The organism is Salinispira pacifica (assembly GCF_000507245.1).
Lineage (GTDB): Bacteria > Spirochaetota > Spirochaetia > DSM-27196 > Salinispiraceae > Salinispira > Salinispira pacifica.
In genome coordinates, this window is sequence record NC_023035.1 from 1,028,781 (window position 1) to 1,050,592 (window position 21,812).

Sequence of the window (21,812 nt, forward strand, 5' to 3'; positions counted from 1 at the left end):
TATTTATACAAAAGATGGTGTCGCAGAGATTCTAAATCTGCAGCCTCGCGGTAGCAAAGCAAAAGCTTACCAGGTTAAGCAAGTCCGTAATGTACTTGTGAAATACAAGTTGGGAGGGAAATCATGAATACTAAATACGAAGTGATATTATACTGGAGCCCTGCCGATGAAGCCATTCTAGCCGAAGTACCTGAACTCCCTGGCTGCATGGCAGATGGAGCCACATACGAAGAAGCCCTGAAAAATATCGAAGTTATCATCGAAGAATGGATCCAGACCGCTAAAGAACTTGGTAGGGAAATACCTCAACCGCGTGGTCGGTTAATGTTTGCCTGAGTCATGCTTTGATTGAGAATAATTTCATCTTTCAGAAGAGAAGCTTCTCATAACTATATATACACCATCCGTGACCATCTGGTGCTCATTTGTGGTTACCACCAACTCTCTGATTCGTGCTACAATTCCGTTACAACAACAAGGCCACCGCCCGCTTTATATTATTATTCACGGCGGCAACCTCACCCGAATGGGCATAGACCTTGCGGTAACCGGCAACACCGGCATCAACCTGCTGAACGCCAACGGAGTAGGACTGTTTGAAATGAACTTCGACCTTGAAAACGGAGTCAGTTCCAAAATCGGCATGGGAGGCTACGACATGAGCGCCGCCACAATATTGAGTGCAATCAACGGCATGAGTACCTACAAAACCTCCCGGGACATCCTCAACCAGGGCTTTTCAGGTGACAGAGCAGCAGCCATGCGCATGCTTGCAAGCTACGCAGCTGATGAAACCGATGAACGCTTTGAACAGCTGATGAACGGCCAGGCTGAATTCACCATAGAAGAAGGGGCCGGCAACGCCAAAACCGAACAGGATGAGAACGGCAGAATCAACATGCGGATCGACAGCCAGGAAGGAACCAACGGCGACCTTCTCACAGGAATTGCACTGATCCATGAGGCGTTCAGAAACGGTCTGGATGATGGTGAAACAGGGCAGCAGCAGGAAAACGCAGAATCTGTAATACACCACACAATCGCAGCCCAAATGGTGGGGCAGGGCTATGGCATGAGCAGCTTAAGCGACAGCCTCAAAGATGAGATAAAGATCCTCAACAGCGAAGGCGGAATCCAGAAGCTTGCAGAGCATGCAGTGGAGAATTATGACTGGAGTGCGGATTATTGGAAACTGGTAACTGATGAACATGGTAATCTCGCCTGGGAAGACGATCACTCAACAGATTTTGACTTAAGCCTTCTTGCAATGGGAACGGTTGCTGCTGAAGACATGGATACGACGATGAAATACAATATCCTTTCACGCTTTGGGAAAGTGTCGAATTGGGATGAATATCGATCTGATCCGGAAAACTTTAATCCATTAGCTGCTGTGGGTTATGACAACATGATCTCTTTTGTTAACGGAACTGATTCTTTTATTGATGCGAGCTTGGCAGCCGAAGCTTTCATGGCATCCCAAACCCGGGACGGCCTAAACGCAGTAAATCGCTCACTTATGGATATACAGGCAAGCGGGCTCCTCGTTCAAAGTGATGTAAATATTGATACTCAAGGACTCATTGGCGAAGGGACTGATGAGATTCCATATGCTGCAGCCCGTGCTCATGATGATGGAACCATTGATGTTACCGGATTCGCAGACTTCCGATTTGTGAATGATGAGTTTTACAATGATCTGCAGTATTCAGAAGTACAAAATGGCGATAAAAGCCAGGAATGGCTTGATTCCAATTATCCGCTTCACCAGTTTGCTGCAAACCAGCATGCTGGAGGTGACCTGGTTGGTTCAGGTGATGTTGTCTCACAAGTAGCTGGCACGCTTACCATGGGCTTCGATGATATCTATGGATTAAATGCATTCACTCAATCAGCATCGAATCCCGGGACAGGGTATTTCTCCGGACACCTAAGCGGAGAAGGAATTATGGATTATATTTCACTGTTCGCCACCGAAGGTACAAACCTACAAAATAATAACGGCAGCTACAGCCTAACCGGTGTACAAGCCGGCATGGTGGTCGGCCAACAGGGTAGCACAGGAATTGCAACTGGAGATCATATCCATAACGAGATTCGTCAGGTAGATCCAATAACTGGCGCATGGAATGCTGATCCTAGAGCGTGGAATAGATTCTTCAGAGATAGTGAAGCATATAATGCCAATCTCCAAGGTAATGAGTGGGCTAACAGTTATTCGGGTTATAGATCGGATACGGATTACTCTGATCCAAGGCTGTGGAGCAGTACTCATAATGATTGGTATAGTAATGGTCGGGATTCGATGAACTATCCCAGTTTCTTCCTGGAACATCTTCAAGATATGCCAAGCTCGGATTATTCCCTTAGCTGGGATGAGCTAATGTCCTCCATTGAAGGAGGATGGTAAAATGAAATTACTGTCTACACTTTCTTTCATCCTTTTTTTCCTAACTGCCCCTTTGACTGCATTGGAGGTAGAGGTAGAACAAATACTGGATGTTCCACCAAACTCGTTGGGAACTTTTTCATCTTCAGATGCAGCGGCATATGCATCCAACGACCAGCTTCTTTTGGCTTTTAGCAATGGATTTAACCTATTTGTATTGGAGGATAATCAGTGGATTCCGCTGATCGATGAGTATAGAACACCGCAGTATAATAATCAGAGACTACTGGAACAATCCTATGGGGTAGTGTACCTATATAATTCAATTACATCTGGAGAATTTCTTTATTATGCCCAAATAGGTATGATAGCAAAAGAATACTACCGGGTTTTTGTTGATGAGAGTGGAGAGGTGCAGGCTGAGTTGGTCAATAAAGAATACTATGACTCTCACCTATTACGCTATCTGAGTAGGGGTTGGAGTTTAGAGAATGGCATGCAGCTACTAAATGGTCTCCGTATCGAACTGACTCCTCTTGAAATGGGGCTGCAAGCCTACTGGCCGGACATTGTAGATGCTGAAGGCAATAAGGTATACCGTTTCACGGACGAGTTTTCAGAAGCTTTTGTTGAGGATATTTTAACCATCACAGCAAATCCATCATTGGACAGGGTAGCCATGGTAATCTCTTTTACGAAAGAATGTGAGGAAGCATACTTAAAACCTCAGACCGAACGGTTTAGAAAGCTTGTAATCTTTAAACTATCGTATGACGAATAAAAACCTATCAACATGCAAAGAAACATCCTCCTAAGCCCCGCCTTGAGCTGAACCGGCGAACAGCCCGGTGTCAGCCTCGAAGGAATTTCTTAGGGGGTGTACGCTTGAGCGAAGTTGTTTTCTTCATTGGTATGCTTACTAGTCCTTCACCACCCTTTAAATCTATACACATCAGGATAGCAGTCTGGTTATCACAGCTTCTTAATTTCCTGCTCGGAAAGGCCGGTAATCTCTGAGATATCTGCTATCGGAAAACCTCGTTCCAGCATTTTGCGTGCATCTTCCCGGGCTTTCTGCTGCATACCCTGCTCCATACCGCGTTGCTCTCCACGTTGCTCAATTCTGTCTACAACTTCTGCCAACATTGTTTTTACCTCCGTTAACTGATTTACCTTGTCGATGTCCCCGTTCTCAAGAGATCCTCGGAACATCCGGTTGATCCAGTGGCTGAATTGACGCAGCTGTTCAGGCTGCTCCTCGGCAATCATGGAAATTGCCGTATCTATTGTCCGCCGCAATGCCGCATCATCCTCCTGCTGCTCTAGGTATATGATGGCTGCTACCAGACCCTTGATGCGCTCCAGTTTTTCCGGTGGGATATCACGCTCAATAATCGGGTAGTATGTAAAGCTTGGAATGTACTTTTGCGGAATCTCTGGTGCAATCAGCTCACTGATATTGAACGGCACCGTCCAAGGGAGGCTGCCGTTGTACAGGAGAACCGGAAATACCGCCGGCAGCAGCCCCTTTGTGCTGCTTCGAAACAACTGGTCGTACAGTTGCAGAATATACAGCAGCATACGTACCGGAATGGTTTTGTCAGGAGTGGATTGGAACTCCAACAGAACATACACATAAACCTCACGGCCGGGAAGGGTCACCTTATAGATAATATCACTCTCCCGGTCCAAAAGCTCATCGCTGACAAAGCTTTTATCCACCAGCTCAACATCATCAACAGCCAAGCCCTGCACAAAATCCTCCTCCACAAAGCGGGTGAGAAACTGATGAAACACCTGCTTGCTTGAGAAAAGGAATTTATATGCACTGTCCCAGGGCTTTCGTTCTGCCATAAATACAAGTATACGACGTTTCATAAAGCTGGACAATTGTTTACGTTCCAGCCGTTGTGAAGGAAACCAAAGGCGCGAATCCCGCGCCTCAATATTCATTAATCAATTCAAAAAGATACGTGGTTCTCTCTGCTTTTATTACGTACAGCCACACTCCTCCCACTACACCATCCGTGACCATCTGGTGTTCATCTGTGGTTACCACCAACTCCCTGATCTGTGAAATAATCTACCCTCCGCGGCATAGCCAACATCGCCACGACAATCGCAGTCAACGCTCTGCTCCCCCCGGGCACCGGAGCTCTACTCACCGCCGCCATCAACCTTGCCGACGACGCAGTATTCACCGCCCTGGACGTCTCCAACGGTGTAATGACCCGAAACGAAGGACTGGTCAACTTCGGAAAACAAGCGGCAACATCTCTTGCAAGCACCGCAATCGGCGGAATAGGACCCACAGAAGGTGCATTCACCGCCCTGGAAGCCGGCCAAAAAGTAGGCCTAACCCTTGGTAGACAACTCGGCACAAACCTCTCTTCCGGACTCATTAACTCCATAGAATACAGTGCTGAAGACGGCTTTGGTTGGAATGGAGAAGCATTAGCAGAATCAATGGTGGGCGAACAAGCTCTCGCCGGCTACATGGGCACTGTTATGGGAGGCGCGATCCAGCATAGTATGACTGATTCAATCCGTGGTACCATTGGAGAAGATCTGATGAATGCCCAGGCCACTGCCCGCACAGCCGGCAACCTCGCCCGAATGGGCATAGACCTCGCAGTAACCGGCAACACCGGCATCAATCTCTTGAACGCCAACGGAGTAGGACTGTTTGAAATGAACTTCGACCTTGAACAAGGCATCAGCGGCAGAATCAGCATGGGAGGCTACGACATGAGCGCCGGCACAATAATGAGTGCAATCAACGGCATGAGTACCTACAAAACCTCCCGGGACATCCTCAACCAGGGCTTTTCAGGTGACAGAGCAGCAGCAATGCGCATGCTTGCAAGCTACGCAGCTGATGAAACCGATGAACGCTTTGAACAGCTGATGAACGGTGATGCCGAGTTCACAATAGAAGAAGGGGACGGCAACGCCAAAACCGAACAGGATGAGAACGGCAGAATCAGCATGCGGATCGACAGCCAGGAAGGAACCAACGGCGACCTTCTCACAGGAATTGCCCTGATCCATGAAGCATTCAGAAACGGTCTGGACGACGGAGAAATAGGACAACAGCAGGAAAACGCCGAGTCTGTAATACACCACACAATCGCAGCCCAAATGGTGGGGCAGGGCTACGGCATGAGCAGCTTAAGCGACAGCCTCAAAGATGAAATAAAGATCCTCAACAGCGAAGGCGGAATCCAGAAGCTTGCAGAGCATGCAGTGGAGAATTATGACTGGAGTGCGGATTATTGGAAATTGACTGCTGAGGGCAAATGGAAGGAAGACCAATCGCTGGACTTTGACATCTCTGCGGCGGTAGAAGAGAATCCCGAATTACTCAATGATCCTGAAATTATGGCTCTTCTCCGGCAGGGAGGCGGAAAGATTGCGTTCTCTGATATGAATGAAGAAGTGGCGCAAAAAATAGGGCTGAGCATATTCGGCGACGACATCGCGAATTCGACGAATCCGAATGTCCCGGATTGGGCGAATGAATCGTTGATCAGTGCCAACGGAGCATTGAATAGATTTATTGAGGGGACTGGTGCCTTTGTTAATGCTAGTGAAGCCATTAATTCTGCTATCAGTTACATTGGTGGTTCCAATTACGAATCAAATCCAATAAATAGTAGTATTGCTAATACACTTTTGACCGACATGATGGACTCACTGGGAGGTGTTCAAGATTCGGGATTACTTGTTAAAAACGGCGTATCTGGCATTGATACTTCAAACCTAGTGAATCTTGGAACTGATGAAAATCCGCTGTATATTCCGGTAGAACTTGGGCCAGGACAATCTGTGCATGATTCTTCCAGTTTACCCGGACTCCGGGATATGGACGCTGGCATTTTTAAGAATCACTCAGGAATTGATTTGCGTGGAATTGGTGACAGCAATGTTGTTTCATCGGCTGACAATTTATCAATGGAACTAAACTATGACGCGACATTTGGACTAAACGCACTGACAACATTTAATTACTCCGGGATTTCAGCGCAGGATAAGCTATCCCATCTTGAGGCGGAACCAACGATTATGTCATTCCTTCAGAACTTTGGAACAGAGGGTGTTAATTTCGATGGGAACGCTCTTTCCGGTTTAATTGCCGGGACAGTTCTGGGTAATGTGGGCAATACCGGTTACTCGGATGGAGCGCATTTGGATTGGAACACACTAGAATATTCTTCAGATTTGGCTGGATTCGATCCGAATTCTCCGTTAGATAGCACACTATATGGTGATTACTTACGAAATGATATTACAGTTCAATCAGCGTTTGCCCGATATCGATCCGGTGGAGAAGGAACTCCGGAAACAGTTTTGGATTATGCTTCTAATCTGAACAATTATAGAAATTATTTTGAAGAAACGAACGACATTCCTTGGATGTGGGAGATGAATCTTAATTATGGGTTAGGTTGGGATGACTATTAATATTCTTCGTAAATTTGTAGTATTGCTATTAACCTCTATGTCCATATACGGAATTGAGGTGTCACTGGATCGCGAATATAATATTCCCGATCCGTCGCAGTATTTTGATGAGCTGGAACCGATATTTAATTCTCGAAGATGGTCAGGCAGCAGTCCATGGGTGTACTGGCTGGCAAGCGGAGACTTGTTTGTATTTCAAGGACCGTTTCATTGGAAGCTTGAACTTGAAAATGGTCAATACTCGAGACTACGAGAGTGGGAAGCATTTACTGAGTACGGATTTGGTACCCGTCCCGCCTCATTTCGAAACAATGACTTTATTGTGCTTAGGTATGGTTCAATCTTTGAAGGACCCAGAAAAGCTGGAATCTTTTCCGAACAATGGGAACCTCTTATGATTGGTACAGAATTTAATGAAATATCTCTTGGAAGAATTCGCCGAAGAGTTGAAGATGATCGGCAACCTTATGGATGGCATGTAGATTTGTTGGGGGAATATTCAATTATTAATCGCCCTGTCGTTGAGGATTTTGACGAGAGAATAACATTTGGCGAGTTTCAAACATTTTTATCACTTGTTGGTCCGGAAAACGACATGCTTTATCATATTCCTACAGAGTTTGCATCACTTCGGATAGCTGGAAATTATCCAAGTATTTCTGTGAGTTTTGACAGGTTTCGCATTGCAATCGTAGTGATTGCGGAGCAGATTGACCAGAACACTGAACTTAAAGGAGTATGGAAGATTTACACATTGAATGTCACCTACGAAGCTCGCACAGACAAGGATATTCAGGTTTTTTCCTCCCCTGGTGCAGATTCACAGATTATCGGAACTGTCACCAGCGATATACAACTCATTGCCATGGATACGGCAAATTATGAGCGGAACGGTGAAATTCAAGATTTTTGGTATCAAGTGAAATCTAATTCAATAGAAGGCTGGGTATATGGTGGCGATTTACTGATTGAGGGTAATTCGTGGAGGGATCGACTCTCCAACCGAGGAGAACTCATACGCTGGCAAGAGGTCCCCGAGCTAGTAGCTGAGTTGCGACCGGAAGAGGCCGAGATAGAGGAAAGCTATCCATCTAATGAAGCGCGTTCAGAGTATGAAGAGCCCGTAGATACAGCTGAGAGCGATATAGATCCTCAGGAACAAATATTTTTAAATCGAAAAAATGAAATGCCATTTACAACAATTTTGGTGATCACAATCATCACCGCAATAATCCTCACACTCCTGGTGGGATTTATTGCAGACAAAGTAAAGGGAAAGAAAGACAATTAATTCTGAGAATAAAAGATGAGGCAAACCATGGATTTCTCACCCAGGATTCCCAAAATTGGGACAAGGTCCAGGAACAAGATTGGCGGGGGGGGACAATACTATATGAAAATCACCGGTGTTCACCTTAAGGAGGTTCATGAAATGCCCTCCTTATTCACGGGTTTGGGTTCCTGTTGACCCGACGGTTCACCGGAAGACCAATGATCTTTGACATGTATATGTGTTTACTTTAGGTCAAAGAAGTCGCCGGGCAGGCTGCCATGCTGGGACGAGTACCTTGGCCTACGCATCCGAGAGTGCAGACCGAGGTATAACCGAGGCCACCCAAGAAATTATAGGCGGAATGCAGGAAAATGCACCCTCGGCAGAGTCGATAATTGTCGACCTTACCGGCGGAACCCTGCAAAGCTCCTTGAAAATGCTCGATTTGCGGCCACATCCTTGGACCGAATCGATTTATGATATTAGTTCTTCATTATTTCGACTAGGCGCTGCTTTGCCAGTTGAGAAAATTATAGACGTCGATATAGAAACAGAAACATCAGGTGTGAGAGAAAACGAGGGTGATCGAATAAAGGCGTACGTCGAAACATACTAATTCCCCTAAGAGAATTGTTGAGTTGCCCGCCGTTCTTCCGGGGGACAGATTTGTTTTTGAAACTATGTTCGCTGCAGGACCGGGTCAAACTCGAACTGAATCTTATGAGATCTCGCGATTCCGCTGATCTTTGAAAAATATTGAGAGATGGAAAAACACAATCGGGTTAAGAATGGATAGCGCTGAAAAAAGCGGTTCACACAACGAGCCGCTTAAAATCCACTTTGGTGCCATTGAAATTCACAAGATACCCGATTTTCAATTTGGACAGCCTGAGATAATTGAGCAACTGTGCTTCTCACGGAGGCATGGGCGAGCAGGGGGCTCTGGCCCCGACCAGCCTTTTTGTTTGAGGGCATTCTCGCAGCGACGAGCTGTCAAGGATGACAGACCTGCCAAAAGAAATAGAAAAATACAGGCTGCCTTGCCCGGTCGCATAGCCGAGCAGCAATGCGAAGCATTGCGGCCAGGCACTGGGAGGAGCGAGGGATATACTTAAAAAAAGAGGAGGAAGGAGAACCGCTCCGAGAAAAAAAGCGCAAATCATCGCGCGACATCAAAAAAACCAAACACAGGTTGTAATGACGTTCTATAATGAGCCTATAAATTCAGACAGTTTTCGGAGGGGGTTTTCAGTGATATCCTGCTTCATAGTGAGGAAAACCATTGAAGAAGACATACGATAAGGCATTTAAGCGAAAATAGTACTTGAGGTTTTCAAGGAGGAGATGACGTTGCAGGAGCTGGGGCATAGGTACGGGCTACACCCGAATGTCATCAGTAACTGGAGGAAGCAGGCACTGACAGAGATGCCAAATATATTTGAACGATCAAACAAGAAAAGCGCGGAAGATCGCGAAGTTGAGGCACGAGAAGAGTCGATGCTCAAGACTATCGGGCAGCAGAAAATTGAAATTGATTTTCTAAAAAAAAAGTATCGTCAATTGTACGGCCGGGACCCGCAATGATTGAACGCGACCATCGGGAGCTGTCGATACGTCGGCAGAGCGAGCTCTTGGGCATTTCCCGATCAACCGTGTACTATCAAGCGCCTTCACAGCGGGATCAGAACGATGTGGACGAGCTTCAGGAGATCCTCGGGGTGCTGGAAGGCATACCGTTCTACGGCTACCGAAAAGTTGCCCTCGAGATGAAAAAGCAGGGGACGAATACGACGCCCAAACGGGTACGGCGGATCATGCGAAAGTTCGGACTCAAGGCAATCTATGCCAAACCGAATCTCTCGAAGGCACGCAAGGAGCACAAGAAATATCCCTATCTGCTTTCAGGGAAGATCATTCGCCACCCGAATCAGGTCTGGGCCAGCGATATCACGCATATTCGGCTTCCCGGCGGGCAGGTATATCTTGTGGTGATCCTGGATCTCTATTCCCGCAAGGTCTTGAGCTGGCGATTGAGCAACAGCATGAGTGCCGATTTCTGTACCGAAGCGCTTGAAGAGGCTCTGTGGCGATACGCAAAGTCCGGCGATTTTCAACACGGACCAGGGAAGCCAGTTTACCTCTGATGCGTTCACAGAGATCTTAAAACGCCATGGAGTGCGCATCAGCATGGATGGGAAGGGCCGTGCACTGGATAATATCTACATCGAACGATTATGGAAGACACTGAAATACGAAGATATATACATCAAGTCATATGAGTCCATGAAGGACCTCAAAGACGGACTGAACAGGTATTTCCGGTTCTATAATACGATGAGATTCCATCAGTCCCTGGATTATCAAGTTCCGGATGAGAAGTACGAGTCATTTCAAACTTCATTACCGGAAGTTCAAGTGGCAGCATAAGCGTTAGGCTACACTGAAAACTTTTTATGATTTTGGTCTGGACAAAGGGCGCAGTTTATTCCAACCCCAAATGGCTACCCGACAACCATCGGGCCTATCTGTGAAAATCGGTGTTTATCGGTGGTAAAACAAAACTTTCTCATATGTGGTCCCTAAGACGGACTGTTCAACGAACACATCGGCTATGCACCGGAAATGGTCACCATGCCCGACAACGAAAAGACCGGCTCCCGCTCGAAGATGAAGGACAACTTCAAATACGAAGGGGACGGAGAAATGGGCCGGATCATGTCCGACTTCCTCATGTACAACATGCGCGAAGGCCGAGGAATGAGCGAAGCGGCCAAGCCGGTGTACGAACGACGCATGTGGGATGACGACGGAAGCTGGATAGAAGCGCCGAGCATCCGCGGTGTGGTGAACATCGGCGTTTCAATTACCGCCAGTTTTTTAGCTCCCGGAGTGGGGGGAGCCCTCATGGGGGCGGCATTAAACCTGGTGGATGATGCGATGTTCACGGCCATGGACGTGCAAAACGGGGTAATGACCGCTGACGAAGCCTGGGTCAGCATGGGTAAACAGGCGCTCTCCAGCGTAGCCAGTGCGGCCATCGGTCAGATAGGACCAACCGGGGATGCATTTAAAGCTTTGGGTGCTGGAGCGAAAGTCGGTCTGACCCTTGGCCACCAAGTGGCGACAAATACGGTCACCGGCGCAATAAACGCCATCGAATACTCGTCCGAGGGCGGCTGGGGCTATAACGGCGAGGCGTTCCGCGAAAGCGTGGTGGGTAAACAGGCGCTGGCCGGATATGTGGGCAGTGTCGCCGGGGGCATGGTGCAGCACAGCATAGCCGATTCAAGTCTCTTCGGCTTCGTCGGGGAGGACTATGCCAACGGTATGGCCACGGCCACCATGGCGGGAAATCTTGTGCGGATGGGAACCGACTATGCTATCACCGGCAGTACGAGCATCAACCTGGCGAATATCAACGGCGTGGGCTTGTTTGAAGTCAACCTGGGGCGCGACGGTATAAGAGGCAGCATCTCAAGCGGGGGCTACGACATGTCCATGGGGACGATCATCAACAGCATAAAAGGCATAGGGACCTTACAGACATCCGCCGACATCGGCAAGAAGTTCGACGGAGACCTGGAAGTAGCCATGCGCGGGCTATCCAGTTACGGCCTTGACGAGACTGACGAATACTTCCGCCAGCTGATGAACGGCGAAGCCGAAATAACCATAGCCGACGGCGACGGCACTGCCTTGACCGAGTACGATGCTGAAACGCAAACCAAGCGAACAAGAATCGACCACGCAGGCGACGGGCAATTCGCCGGCATCCAGCTGGGCGTAGTCTTGGCGCATGAAGCGTTCCGGAACGGTATAGACGACGGCGAGCGGGGACAGCAGATTGAAACGTCTGAGGCGGTATTCGGTCATACCGTAGCCGCCGGAATGGCCGCGGGCATCTATGGCGATTCATCGATAAGCCAGGCGATGCTTGACGAAGTAGAACTATTGCGCGAGGCTCAAAGAACCAAAGACTTCAGCAAATTCTCAGCTCATGTTGCTGCGAATTATGATTCGAGTAAGGATTATTGGAAACTGACTGCTGAGGGTGAACTCATAAATGACGGGGATGGGTGGCTCCGGGATGAAAACGGTGATCTTGTACGTAATGAAAACGGAGATCCCATAGGTGCAAACGGTGTTGAAACTGGTCTTTTAAACATCCTCTATGGGGGAACAAGTGGCCGTTCATACGATAATTTCAGCGATGAAGAAATCGCAACCGCTCAACAGTTAATGGTGCAATCCGGAATGACTTCAACTGATGTTCCAATGCACGAACGGATGTGGACTGGAAATGCTGATAATATTCATGTACCGGGCCTTGGTTCTGTTCCCGTTAACCTCACCGCTTTAAACATGGGGAAAAAGTTAGATATGAACTCCGTCATGAGCAAAACAGGAGATTCTATCGCTACGGAAGCATTTGTGAACTATTACTACGGTGAAGCCCATGATGCTGCAAAAAGTGGTTTTTCCCAATTGAGTAGTGCAATGTCTAATGTTCCCCTCACAGCTCAAGGACGATTTGGAAGACTCTCTGCAACAATGACTGATTTCTATGGAAACGGAAGTGCCGTCGCCCAAAAATTGAGCCAAGAATATGGTCTTGAAGGTGAAGACTTCTTTGGCCCAAGCACCAATGATAAGCACTCCCTTGGTATGCATAAAGGCAATGACTTTGGAATGCCTGAAGGAACAGCAGTCCCATCTATCTTCTCAGGCGTTGCCTCTGTAATTGACCGGACTGATGATTATGATCCACTGACAGGCGAAGACAGTTCAGGTCTTAACGTTCAATCGAGAATAGGCTTTACATTCGAGGATCTTTTCATTGATACAGGGGTGGATTCAAACTCAATGCATTTCTCAAGTATTCCTGAGGACTTAGAAGTCGGCAGTGAGATCAGCTCCAACATGACAATAGGCTACGCCGGAGACAGTGGGGCTTCGGATGGTTCCCATCTTCACCAGCAGTTTACACTCCGCAGAGGCTATGGAAAACCGGCTACTATGGATCAAGCAAATCCATACAGGGCCCGTCAGAATTCGTTCCTGGATTTTGTGGGGGCTCCACTAATTGGGGCCTCCTGAAAAAACCTTAACCCTATACATATAAATGAAATACTGCTAGGATTTGTGTATGAAGTGCACGGTTTTTGCGAAAACCAGGCAAAAACCCTTGCACCTGTTTTCTTGGCGGGAGGGATTATGTATAGAACTGAGGACAAAACGCAGCTTTCATTTGAAGATTTCTATCTCCCATTTGGAGGCAAACTGAACCCCAATAACCGCTGGGTACAGCTTGCTGATTTAATTCCCTGGGAAGATTTAGAAGCAGAATATGCCTCACAGTTTGCTATCGAAAGCGGGCAAGGCGCTCCGGCGATCCGTTTCCGTACAGCATTGGGTGCCCTGATTATAAAGGAAAAATTAGGAATTACAGATGAGGAAACCGTGGAGCAGATTCGTGAGACGCCTTACCTGCAATATCTCATCGGAATGCAGGGGTACCAAGATGAGGCTCCTTTTGATCCATCAATGATGGTCCATTTCAGAAAGCGAATCAGCATGGACATGATCACTCACGCAAATGAATTGATTATTGCCGAAGAACGTAAAAAAAAACTGAAGATGATACGGAAGCTGAAAAAGAAGAAAATCCTGAGGTAGAAAACAACGGAAAGCTTCTGATTGATGCCACCTGCGTACCCGGTGATATTCGATATCCCACAGACCTTTCCCTTTTAAATGAGAGCCGGACAAAACTGGAAACCATCATAGACGTTCTTCACGCAAAACGGCCCAAGGGGGCGACAAAACCCCGAACATACCGGCAAAGGGCGCGAAAGGATTTTTTGGCGGTCATCAAAAAGCGCAAAGCGAGCAAGAACAAGATTCGCAAAGCAATACGCAAGCAGCTGGGGTACATACGCCGTAATCTCCGGCACATAGAGCAATTAGCGACGGTAGTCGGCTTGAATAGCCTGTCTCGGCAGCAGTACCGGAATCTGCTGGTGATCTCAGAAGTCTTTCGCCAGCAGGCCCTGATGTATGAAAACAAAGATCATCGAATGTCAGGCCGGATCGTGAGCATATCCCAACCCCATATTCGCCCCATAGTCAGGGGAAAAGCCGGTACCCCGGTTGAGTTCGGCATGAAGATTTCATCCGCCAATATTGACGGGTACATGTTCATCGATCGCTGTTCATGGGATCCATACAACGAGTCTGGTGATTTAGACATGCAGGCTGAAAATTACAAACAGAGATATGGCGTGTATCCGGAATCAATACACGCCGATCAGATTTACCGCACCAGGGACAACCGAAATTGGTGCAAGAAACGGGGAATCAGATTATCCGGTCCGCCGCTTGGTCGTCCACCGAAAGATCGTGGAGAAAATCGAGAACGAAAGAAGCTGGCCCGTCAGGATGAGCTGGATAGAATCGCCGTAGAAGGGACATTCGGCAGAGCCAAACGACGGTACTCAATGGGTCGATTAATGACAAAGCTTGCTGAGACCAGTGAATCGCAGGTGGCCATGATCATGCTGGTGATGAACCTGGAAAAGATTCGGAAGGATCTTTTTTACGTCTTGATCATAGCTATGTTACGCAGCCGAAAAATTCCGAAGTCTCATTACCCCGTGGTATTGGGGTATGGTAATATGGCAGCATAGGGTTTTTTCAGGAGGCCCTAATTGATAGTCGTGTGCCGATTCGACGTGAAAGATGGAGTGCTGGCGACAACCTGTGGCATCGCTCCAGAGACCTTTTTTATGTAAACACAAATAGTCTTTATGGGGGTACTAATGAAAGATGTATACAAGAGTGCAGTTTTATTAATGCTGCTTCTTTCAATGTTAGGTTGTAGAGAGAAGTTCGTCACTATAGACGAATTTTCTGAAGAACACGATCTCTTTTGGAATACTGAAAATGGTGCTTTGATATTTGAAGATAGAGATTTAAAAGGCCCTGGGTATGGTGTGAAAAACTTTGATCTGAACCTTCTGGAGACGGTGAAGAGCGAAGATCTGGAAAAAGTAAAAGAAATTGATATTAATGGTACAGATCTCAGTAATCAAGTACAGTTTCAATTCTCATTATTGCCAAATTTAGAGCTTTTAATAATATCTAATAACAATTTGAAGATACTGCAAGGGCTTCACGCCACTGAAGTTAGTGAAATAAGTTTGTTGGAAACTCCTCTTGAAGATATTTCATTTATCTCAGAACTCGCAGAAGCAGAAAGTATTTGGATCAGAACAACTGAATCAATAGATCAGCTACCTGACCTATCAAAGCTCGAAAATATTTATGAGTTTGGAATACAAGCAAATCCCTTGAAATCGCTTGATGGCATAGAGCGAATTCCGAACAGAATACGACTGGTGATCGGTAAAGTTGAGGATATATCAGCCTTGGAAAATATAGACCCGAATAAATTCTTCATACTCATGGATGAACGCGACCAGGAAGCTCAGCCGGAAATCGTTCAAGAAATACGTGATATGGGGTATGAGATTAGTGCTGATTGGGGATTGTAAGAAAAGATGATAGTAACTAAGATAGAGATAATAGAAATCAAGAGAAGCCTGTTCTCGTTTTTTTTATGCGCGAAACAGGTTATCTCAAATATTGTAGGAGATAATTAATGAAAAAAAGCATTATTGTAGCTGGAATCATTCTGCTCACAGGAATGATACTTGTTAGTTGTGCAACCACTTCCTCAGCCTCTTCCAGCGCGCCAAAAAAATCAGTCGATCCGAATACGATAATCGGTATGAATTTGATTGGAACTGGTGAGTCTGAAGGAGAGGCAATTTCTTTTAAAGCAGATGGAGTACTTGAAATCACTACATCTGATGGAAGCTTTACTGGAGAGTGGGAATATAATCCCGATCCTGAAATGGCGTTTCGACCAATTGTGATCAAATGGAACCAAGACGGAGAATTGCATGGATATATTTCGATACTTAGAACCGCAGACAATCAGAGTTATACACTTCTCGGCAACTGGTATCCTACAGATGCCAATAAAACTATGGTTAAGGACTATGTAGTCGAATAAATTAATCTCTCCATGCTCCCCTAAGCCCCGCCTTGAGCTGCACCGGCGAACAGCCCGGTGTCAGCTCGAAGGGAACTCTTAGGGGGACTCAGGCGAAGCTGTTTTCTTCATTGATACGCCCACTGACCATTTACCACCCTTTGAATCTCCATATTACAAAATAGCAGTCTGGTTATTACAGCTTCTTAATTTCCTGTTCGGAAAGGCCGGTAATCTCTGAGATATCTGCTATCGGAAAACCACGTTCCAGCATTTTGCGTGCATCTTCCCGGGCTTTCTGCTCCATACCGCGCTGTTCTCCCTGCTGTTCTATCCTGTCTACGACTTCTGTCAACATCGTTTTTACCTCCGTTAACTGATTTACCTTGTCGATGTCCCTGTTCTCAAGGGATCCGCGGAACATCCTGTTGATCCAGTGGCTGAATTGACGCAGCTGTTCAGGCTTCTCCTCGGCAATCATGGAGATTGCCTTGTCTATTGTCCGCCGCAATGCCGCATCATCCTCCTGCTGCTCCAGATAAATGATGGCTGCTACCAGACCCTTGATGCGCTCCAGTTTTTCCGGTGGGATATCACGCTCAATAATCGGGTAGTAAGCAAAGCTTGGGATGTACTTCTGCGGAATCTCTGGTGCAATCAATTCACTGATATTGAACGGCACCGTCCAGGGGAGGCTGCCGTTGTACAGGAGAACCGGAAAAACTGCCGGCAGCAGCCCCTTTGTACTGCTTCGAAACAACTGGTCGTACAGCTGCAGAATATACAGCAGCATGCGCACGGGAATGGTCTTGTCAGGAGTGGACTGGAACTCCAGAAGCACATACACATAGACCTCACGGCCGGGAAGGGTTACCTTATAGATAATATCACTTTCCCGGTCCAATAGCTCCTCGCTGACAAAGCTTTTATCCACCAGCTCAACATCATCAACAGCCAAGCCCTGCACAAAATCCTCCTCAACAAAGCGGGTGAGAAACTGATGAAACACCTGCTTGCTTGAGAAAAGAAATTTATATGCACTGTCCCAGGGCTTTCGTTCTGCCATATACACTAGTATACGACGTTTCATAAAGCAGGACAATTGGTTACGTTCCAGCCGTTCTGAAGGAAACCAAAGGCGCGAATCCCGCGCCTCACTACATAAATAATCATTTCAAAATGATACGTGGTTCACTCTGCTTCTATTACGTACAGCCGCATTCCTCCTGCTGCACCATCCGTGACCATCGTGTGTTCATCTGTGGTTACCACCAACTCTCTGATTCGTGCTACAATTTCATACCGCCATCCCTGAAAAATGGAGCAGCCGATGCAGGAAAGTCCCGGCCGTGCACCAAAACTTGTAGAGCTCACCACCGCCAATCCCCCGGGCATCGATCCCCGGCGGGTACAGCTGTGGGTGGACGATGACTGGGATAATGCCCCGGGCCGCAGTCTTTTGATCATGCATGACGGGCAAAACCTATTCCGGGAACAGGATGCCCATTACGGCATCTGGGGAATCGTTCAGGCAATCCGCCGGCTCAGATCGCTGAAAGCCATCCCGCCCACAGCCGTAGTCGGAGTGTGGAACAGCGGGGAGAACCGCTGGCTGGATTACATGCCCATGATCCACCCCTCTGAAAGCCGCCAGTGGCAGGCGGTCATGGCCGAACATAAGGCCCTGGGTGAACTTCCGCGCTCCACGCTGTATGGCGACTATATTGTCAGCTCGGTGATCCCCGCAGCACTTGAGCATGCGGGTGCCGGAACAGGCGACTGCCGGATCCATACCATGGGCTCCAGCATGGGCGGTCTCATATCTCTGGACCTGTTCATCCGCTATCCTGAAATCTTTCGTGGAGCAGGCTGTCTGTCCACCCATTGGAGCGCAGGCGGCAGCCGAATGATTGACTATGCAAAAAAAGGCTTATCATCCTGGAAGGGAAGCGACGGCCGGAAGCTCTACTTTGATTTCGGAAGCAGCGGGCTGGACGGCGACTATGAGCAATATCAGAATCAGCTGGACGGCCATCTGATTTCCCGGGGAATAACATACGGAACCGATTTTCTCAGCCATCGCTTTCCCGGGGCGGAACACAGCGAAGGGGATTGGCGGATGCGCCTGGAAGTCCCGCTGCGGTTTCTCCTTTCCAGCTAAAGTCCATTGTGCCGCCACTGATTCACTGCATGATGTTTTCGCCGCCGCCCCATTGAGATATACTCAGTCCCATGAAATACCGATGCATATTAATTGATCATGATGATACCGCCGTGAACAGCACCCCCAGCGTGCATCATCCCGCCCACGTGGAGCAGATGAAGCGGTTGGGAAGGGAGGAGCAGACCCGGAACCTGGAGGACTGGTTCCGTCTGAACTACCATCCGGGCATTCACCATTTCCTGGAGAAGGAGCTGGCCTTGAACGAAAAAGATGCTCTGCTGTGCTACAACGTGTGGCGGGAATATACCCAAAGCCGCGTACCTCCCTTTTTTCCCGGTATGCTGGACCTTCTCAGTGAAGTGGTGCGCCAGGGAGGCGTCGTGGCAGTGGTTTCCCATTCGGAAGTGGATATAATCCGCCGCCATTATGAGCTGCAGCAGGATGTACCGGGCTTCATGCCCGCAGAAATTTTCGGGTGGACCGGCGATCCGACCAAGGCCAAACCCCATGTGTATCCGGTGGAAGAAATGATCCGCCGCCACGCTCTGAAACCGGAAGAGATCATCATGATCGACGATCTCAAGCCGGGCATTGAAATGTCCAGAAGGGCGGGAATCGCATCCATGGGTGCGGGGTGGAGTCATGCCATTCCGGAAATCCGGAAAGATATCAGCGAAATGGCAGACTATTATTTCACATCAGTGGAAGATGCGGCCCGGTGGCTTCTGGATTAACCGGATCGGATACTCCATCTGCTTGGGGCCTGCCCCGGAGTCCGCACACCCCTTCACAGGCTTTGGGGCACTATCTGCCTTATCAGAGACTGAGAAATGCTGTGAGGGCAAGTTTGAACTTCCAGCCTCCGCTTGCTCCGTGGGTGTAGGGCATCAGTTCAATTCCCAGGGGAATAGCCGGATTAATGTCATTCAGTTTCAGGATTGCCGCCGTTCCTCCGCTTACAAACATATCGCTGCTTTCCCCGGGATTTATTTCTGTTCTCAAGCCTGCAGCCCCTTTGAGCTGAAAAACCGGCAGATTGATCATATACCAATCAAGGTTGATAGTTGCGGAAGCCTGAACAGGGCTGGAGTTTCCAGGAGGAGAAGCTCCCAGATCAACGTAGAAAGAAAATCCCAAATCTTTCAGACTGTCAGTGCCCCGGGAAGAAAAGCCGCTGAAGAGCTCCACAGAGGAAAAATTGCTGGAGGCCCCCAGATGAATCCGGGTATCCCCCCTAGTCTCGGCCATGCTTACCCCGGGACTTCCTGAGGTATCTGCATTGCTGATATTTCTGAACGGGAAATTCCCCTCCACAAGCAGCATTCCCGGTTGGAAATTGACGCTGCCTCCCATCCACACCGGCTGAAAATAGAGGGTGGTTTCCTCCCGGCTTTTCAAATAGACAATATCCACCAGTCCGCTGTAGCGCTGGGTCTGACCGTCGGTTCCGGCATGGGAGCTTAATTCCCGGTATACGTAGTACACCTTCTCCAGCTCATACTCACGGGCTTCATTGCCCCGGGCGAGGAGGAGAATTTCATCGTTGCGGATGAGAATTTCTTCGATGGTTTCAAAGCGGGGCCTGCGGGCGAGATTGCTGAACGAAGCATCGGGCTGATCCGGCAGATCGCTCACCTCAGCATCCGACTGGGCGCTGAGCATTCCGGGAAGCAGAACGGCGAGCATTAAAAGGGAAAGTACGGTTTTACAGAATGTTTTTTGCATATTTGCTTCTCCAGAGTGTGAGGATGAAATCGCTGATGTCAATTTCCAGGCTGTTCTCCCCTTGGGGAAGATGAAGTATGTGAAGTCTTCGGCTGCCGCCGTTGTACTCATCGGCAATAAGACCGATTTGATCGTCCGGGCGAATGCCCAGGTTATAGGCCTGGGTACCGCTGAGCACGTCTTTCACCTGGTAGAGTTTCATGCTGATGGTTTCGTTGCCCGCATCAAAATCCACGGTTCGTGCATCCTCGCTGTGAACCGAGAAGCCGAAGTTGGCCAGCAGGGTATCCACCTTGTACTGGATGAAGTTGGCGGTGTTTAGAGGGAAATCCGGGCGGCGGTGAAGCCGGGTGAGCATACGGCTGCTGCTTCCGTCGGCATGGCGGATCTGAAGTTCCACAATTGAACCGATGCTCCTGGAAGCGATGTAGCTTTGCATGTCAGTGATTTCATCGGCGGAGATGTTGTTTACCGCCATAATAATATCTTCAGAAACCAGTCCGAACTCCTTCAGAGGTGAAGACGGAAAAAGATAGTCGATCCGAAGACCTTCCTCCACTTCGCTTGAGGTTATTCCCAGCCAGGCATTGCCGGTATGCTCTCCGTTCATGAGCTGCTGAATTTTACCCAGAATGGTACGGGTGGGAATGGCAAAGTTGATCTCTTCACCGCTGAGACCGCTGCTTACCAGCCCGTAGATGCGGAAATCGTCACCCAGCATCATGCCGCCGCTGTTGCCCGGTGCGGAATTGGCATCGAACTGGATTACGTTTCCCACCTCCGCCGCAGGACGTGAAACAGTGGATATAATCCCCCGGCTGAGACTGTCGGTGTAGCCGTAGGGATGACCGTAGCTGTACATGGTTTCACCCTGTTTCAGCTCTGAACTGTCCCCCAGAATGCTGCGCATATGCATGCTGAAGGGCAGGGTTTCCTCCAGCTGAAGAACTGCAAGATCGTTCAGGGTATCCACACCTTTCACCTCTGCAGTAAATGTGCGTCCGCCGCTGGTTCGTGCTTCAATACGTACTTCGGTATTCCGAGGATTATCGAAGCCCTGCACCACATGATATGCGGTAAGAATATGCCGGGGACCGACAATAATGCCGCTGCCGCTGAACTCCGCCCGCCGCTCAACAATGTCCTGAACCCGGTAGCGGAATTCCACTTTAACCTCTGTGAGAAGTTGTGATGCGGTTTCCAGATCCAATGCTTCGCCCTGAAAGAAATTTTCCGTCAAACGGTGATCAAGAATAAAAAGAATATCGAAGGCAGCTGTATCCAATGCCTGCCGGGCAAGCAGGTCCCGCTGTTCCTCCAGGTTCCGGGCATCCCCGGCGATGGTGGGAAGGTTCATGCTCATTAGTGAATCGAGATTATGATAATGGGTTACTGCGTTGTACAGCCGATTCTCCTCCAGAGCCCGGCTGAATTCAGCCTGTTCCAGTCCGTACAATTCATTGAGCAGAGTGCCTGCTGCTTCGGGAAAGCTTTCATAGTGCTCGTTGAGAAGCTTCAGCGCCTGAAATGGATCCGGTCCCTGGAAGAAGTATCTCACTTCCTGAATAAACGCATCGGCGTTATAGCTTTCCTGCACCTCAGTTGTCTGGCAGGAGACAGCAAGCAGAAGTGCGGCAAGCACTGCCCCGAAGGGAAGGCTGCGTTTCAAGATTCGGTTGGGAACCCGTTGAGGTTGCGTTTGTTGACGAAGTTGCGGCTGTTCACCTGATGTTGAATCCAT

19 protein-coding genes are annotated in these 21,812 nt (G+C 48.3%); 14 read left to right on the forward strand and 5 right to left on the reverse strand.

What is annotated here, in order from left to right:
• The first annotated feature begins 123 nt into the window (after positions 1-123).
• From L21SP2_RS04540 to L21SP2_RS04550, 3 genes are all read left to right on the forward strand, one after another.
• Positions 124-336: a type II toxin-antitoxin system HicB family antitoxin gene (locus L21SP2_RS04540; protein WP_041401182.1), complete on the forward strand. Its 213-nt coding sequence runs from the start codon at positions 124-126 to the stop codon at positions 334-336.
• Positions 337-427: 91 nt separating this feature from the next.
• Positions 428-2,410: a M23 family metallopeptidase gene (locus tag L21SP2_RS04545; RefSeq protein ID WP_144082923.1), complete on the forward strand. Its 1,983-nt coding sequence runs from the start codon at positions 428-430 to the stop codon at positions 2,408-2,410.
• Between the two features lies 1 nt (position 2,411).
• Positions 2,412-3,170: a hypothetical protein gene (locus tag L21SP2_RS04550; protein WP_024267322.1), complete on the forward strand. Its 759-nt coding sequence runs from the start codon at positions 2,412-2,414 to the stop codon at positions 3,168-3,170.
• Between the two features lie 191 nt (positions 3,171-3,361).
• Here L21SP2_RS04550 and L21SP2_RS04555 read toward each other — a convergent pair whose 3' ends face one another.
• Entirely contained in the window at positions 3,362-4,243 is an 882-nt protein-coding gene (locus L21SP2_RS04555) for an Rpn family recombination-promoting nuclease/putative transposase (protein ID WP_024267323.1), read from the reverse strand.
• A 372-nt stretch (positions 4,244-4,615) separates the two neighbouring features.
• On the opposite strand from L21SP2_RS04555, the gene L21SP2_RS04560 reads away from it, so the two are divergent.
• Positions 4,616-6,853 carry a hypothetical protein gene (locus tag L21SP2_RS04560; RefSeq protein WP_024267325.1) on the forward strand — a complete coding sequence of 746 codons (2,238 nt, stop codon included), beginning with the start codon at positions 4,616-4,618 and terminating at the stop codon, positions 6,851-6,853.
• Complete coding sequence (locus tag L21SP2_RS04565) at positions 6,843-8,144, forward strand: SH3 domain-containing protein (protein WP_024267326.1); 1,302 nt, start codon at positions 6,843-6,845, stop codon at positions 8,142-8,144. Before L21SP2_RS04560 ends, L21SP2_RS04565 begins: the two co-directional genes overlap by 11 nt.
• A 794-nt stretch (positions 8,145-8,938) precedes the next feature.
• On the opposite strand, the gene L21SP2_RS19195 is transcribed toward L21SP2_RS04565, so the two are convergent.
• Positions 8,939-9,031 (reverse strand): GxxExxY protein, encoded by a 93-nt coding sequence (locus tag L21SP2_RS19195; RefSeq protein ID WP_081719464.1) that lies wholly within the window; start codon positions 9,029-9,031, stop codon positions 8,939-8,941.
• Positions 9,032-9,470: 439 nt separating this feature from the next.
• On the opposite strand from L21SP2_RS19195, the gene L21SP2_RS04580 reads away from it, so the two are divergent.
• From L21SP2_RS04580 to L21SP2_RS04605, 7 genes are all read left to right on the forward strand, one after another.
• Positions 9,471-9,710 carry a hypothetical protein gene (locus tag L21SP2_RS04580; RefSeq protein ID WP_053335583.1) on the forward strand — a complete coding sequence of 80 codons (240 nt, stop codon included), beginning with the start codon at positions 9,471-9,473 and terminating at the stop codon, positions 9,708-9,710.
• On the forward strand, positions 9,707-10,270 hold the full coding sequence (locus tag L21SP2_RS04585; RefSeq protein ID WP_081719465.1) for a DDE-type integrase/transposase/recombinase: 564 nt from the start codon (positions 9,707-9,709) through the stop codon (positions 10,268-10,270). Before L21SP2_RS04580 ends, L21SP2_RS04585 begins: the two co-directional genes overlap by 4 nt.
• A complete protein-coding gene (locus tag L21SP2_RS19200) occupies positions 10,173-10,553 on the forward strand; it encodes an integrase core domain-containing protein (protein WP_081719466.1) in 381 nt (126 codons plus the stop codon). Before L21SP2_RS04585 ends, L21SP2_RS19200 begins: the two co-directional genes overlap by 98 nt.
• A 204-nt stretch (positions 10,554-10,757) precedes the next feature.
• Positions 10,758-13,223, forward strand: a complete 2,466-nt coding sequence (locus L21SP2_RS04590; RefSeq protein ID WP_024267328.1) for a M23 family metallopeptidase — start codon at positions 10,758-10,760, stop codon at positions 13,221-13,223.
• 117 nt (positions 13,224-13,340) lie between these two features.
• Positions 13,341-14,812 (forward strand): IS5 family transposase gene (locus L21SP2_RS04595; RefSeq protein WP_425277203.1). Its coding sequence is split into 2 segments (ribosomal slippage): positions 13,341-13,748 and positions 13,751-14,812, totalling 1,470 coding nucleotides; the frame shifts between segments, so codons are not numbered across the junction.
• A gap of 132 nt (positions 14,813-14,944) precedes the next feature.
• Positions 14,945-15,679, forward strand: a complete 735-nt coding sequence (locus L21SP2_RS04600) for a leucine-rich repeat domain-containing protein (protein ID WP_041401194.1) — start codon at positions 14,945-14,947, stop codon at positions 15,677-15,679.
• A 107-nt stretch (positions 15,680-15,786) separates the two neighbouring features.
• Positions 15,787-16,203: a hypothetical protein gene (locus L21SP2_RS04605; protein ID WP_041401196.1), complete on the forward strand. Its 417-nt coding sequence runs from the start codon at positions 15,787-15,789 to the stop codon at positions 16,201-16,203.
• 175 nt (positions 16,204-16,378) lie between these two features.
• Here L21SP2_RS04605 and L21SP2_RS04610 read toward each other — a convergent pair whose 3' ends face one another.
• Complete coding sequence (locus L21SP2_RS04610; protein ID WP_041401197.1) at positions 16,379-17,248, reverse strand: Rpn family recombination-promoting nuclease/putative transposase; 870 nt, start codon at positions 17,246-17,248, stop codon at positions 16,379-16,381.
• A gap of 264 nt (positions 17,249-17,512) precedes the next feature.
• Here L21SP2_RS04610 and L21SP2_RS04615 point away from each other — a divergent pair, with 264 nt between their 5' ends.
• Positions 17,513-18,343: an alpha/beta hydrolase gene (locus tag L21SP2_RS04615; protein ID WP_024267333.1), complete on the forward strand. Its 831-nt coding sequence runs from the start codon at positions 17,513-17,515 to the stop codon at positions 18,341-18,343.
• Positions 18,344-18,414: 71 nt separating this feature from the next.
• Positions 18,415-19,080, forward strand: a complete 666-nt coding sequence (locus tag L21SP2_RS04620; protein WP_024267334.1) for an HAD family hydrolase — start codon at positions 18,415-18,417, stop codon at positions 19,078-19,080.
• Between the two features lie 82 nt (positions 19,081-19,162).
• On the opposite strand, the gene L21SP2_RS04625 is transcribed toward L21SP2_RS04620, so the two are convergent.
• Both L21SP2_RS04625 and L21SP2_RS04630 read right to left on the reverse strand, forming a co-directional pair.
• Positions 19,163-20,071 (reverse strand): hypothetical protein, encoded by a 909-nt coding sequence (locus L21SP2_RS04625; protein WP_024267335.1) that lies wholly within the window; start codon positions 20,069-20,071, stop codon positions 19,163-19,165.
• A complete protein-coding gene (locus L21SP2_RS04630; protein ID WP_024267336.1) occupies positions 20,052-21,812 on the reverse strand; it encodes a S1C family serine protease in 1,761 nt (586 codons plus the stop codon). The genes L21SP2_RS04625 and L21SP2_RS04630 overlap by 20 nt, the downstream gene beginning before the upstream one ends.

Bases quoted from the DNA above. Each gene is read 5' to 3' on its own strand.
- L21SP2_RS04540 (WP_041401182.1), top strand. From the start codon at position 124: ATGAATACTAAATACGAAGTGATATTATACTGGAGCCCTGCCGATGAA.
- L21SP2_RS04550 (WP_024267322.1), top strand. From the start codon at position 2,412: ATGAAATTACTGTCTACACTTTCTTTCATCCTTTTTTTCCTAACTGCC.
- L21SP2_RS04555 (WP_024267323.1), bottom strand. From the start codon at position 4,243: ATGGCAGAACGAAAGCCCTGGGACAGTGCATATAAATTCCTTTTCTCA.
- L21SP2_RS04560 (WP_024267325.1), top strand. From the start codon at position 4,616: ATGACCCGAAACGAAGGACTGGTCAACTTCGGAAAACAAGCGGCAACA.
- L21SP2_RS04565 (WP_024267326.1), top strand. From the start codon at position 6,843: ATGACTATTAATATTCTTCGTAAATTTGTAGTATTGCTATTAACCTCT.
- L21SP2_RS04580 (WP_053335583.1), top strand. From the start codon at position 9,471: ATGACGTTGCAGGAGCTGGGGCATAGGTACGGGCTACACCCGAATGTC.
- L21SP2_RS04585 (WP_081719465.1), top strand. From the start codon at position 9,707: ATGATTGAACGCGACCATCGGGAGCTGTCGATACGTCGGCAGAGCGAG.
- L21SP2_RS04590 (WP_024267328.1), top strand. From the start codon at position 10,758: ATGCCCGACAACGAAAAGACCGGCTCCCGCTCGAAGATGAAGGACAAC.
- L21SP2_RS04600 (WP_041401194.1), top strand. From the start codon at position 14,945: ATGAAAGATGTATACAAGAGTGCAGTTTTATTAATGCTGCTTCTTTCA.
- L21SP2_RS04605 (WP_041401196.1), top strand. From the start codon at position 15,787: ATGAAAAAAAGCATTATTGTAGCTGGAATCATTCTGCTCACAGGAATG.
- L21SP2_RS04610 (WP_041401197.1), bottom strand. From the start codon at position 17,248: ATGGCAGAACGAAAGCCCTGGGACAGTGCATATAAATTTCTTTTCTCA.
- L21SP2_RS04615 (WP_024267333.1), top strand. From the start codon at position 17,513: ATGCAGGAAAGTCCCGGCCGTGCACCAAAACTTGTAGAGCTCACCACC.
- L21SP2_RS04620 (WP_024267334.1), top strand. From the start codon at position 18,415: ATGAAATACCGATGCATATTAATTGATCATGATGATACCGCCGTGAAC.
- L21SP2_RS04625 (WP_024267335.1), bottom strand. From the start codon at position 20,071: ATGCAAAAAACATTCTGTAAAACCGTACTTTCCCTTTTAATGCTCGCC.
- L21SP2_RS04630 (WP_024267336.1), bottom strand. From the start codon at position 21,812: ATGGATTCAACATCAGGTGAACAGCCGCAACTTCGTCAACAAACGCAA.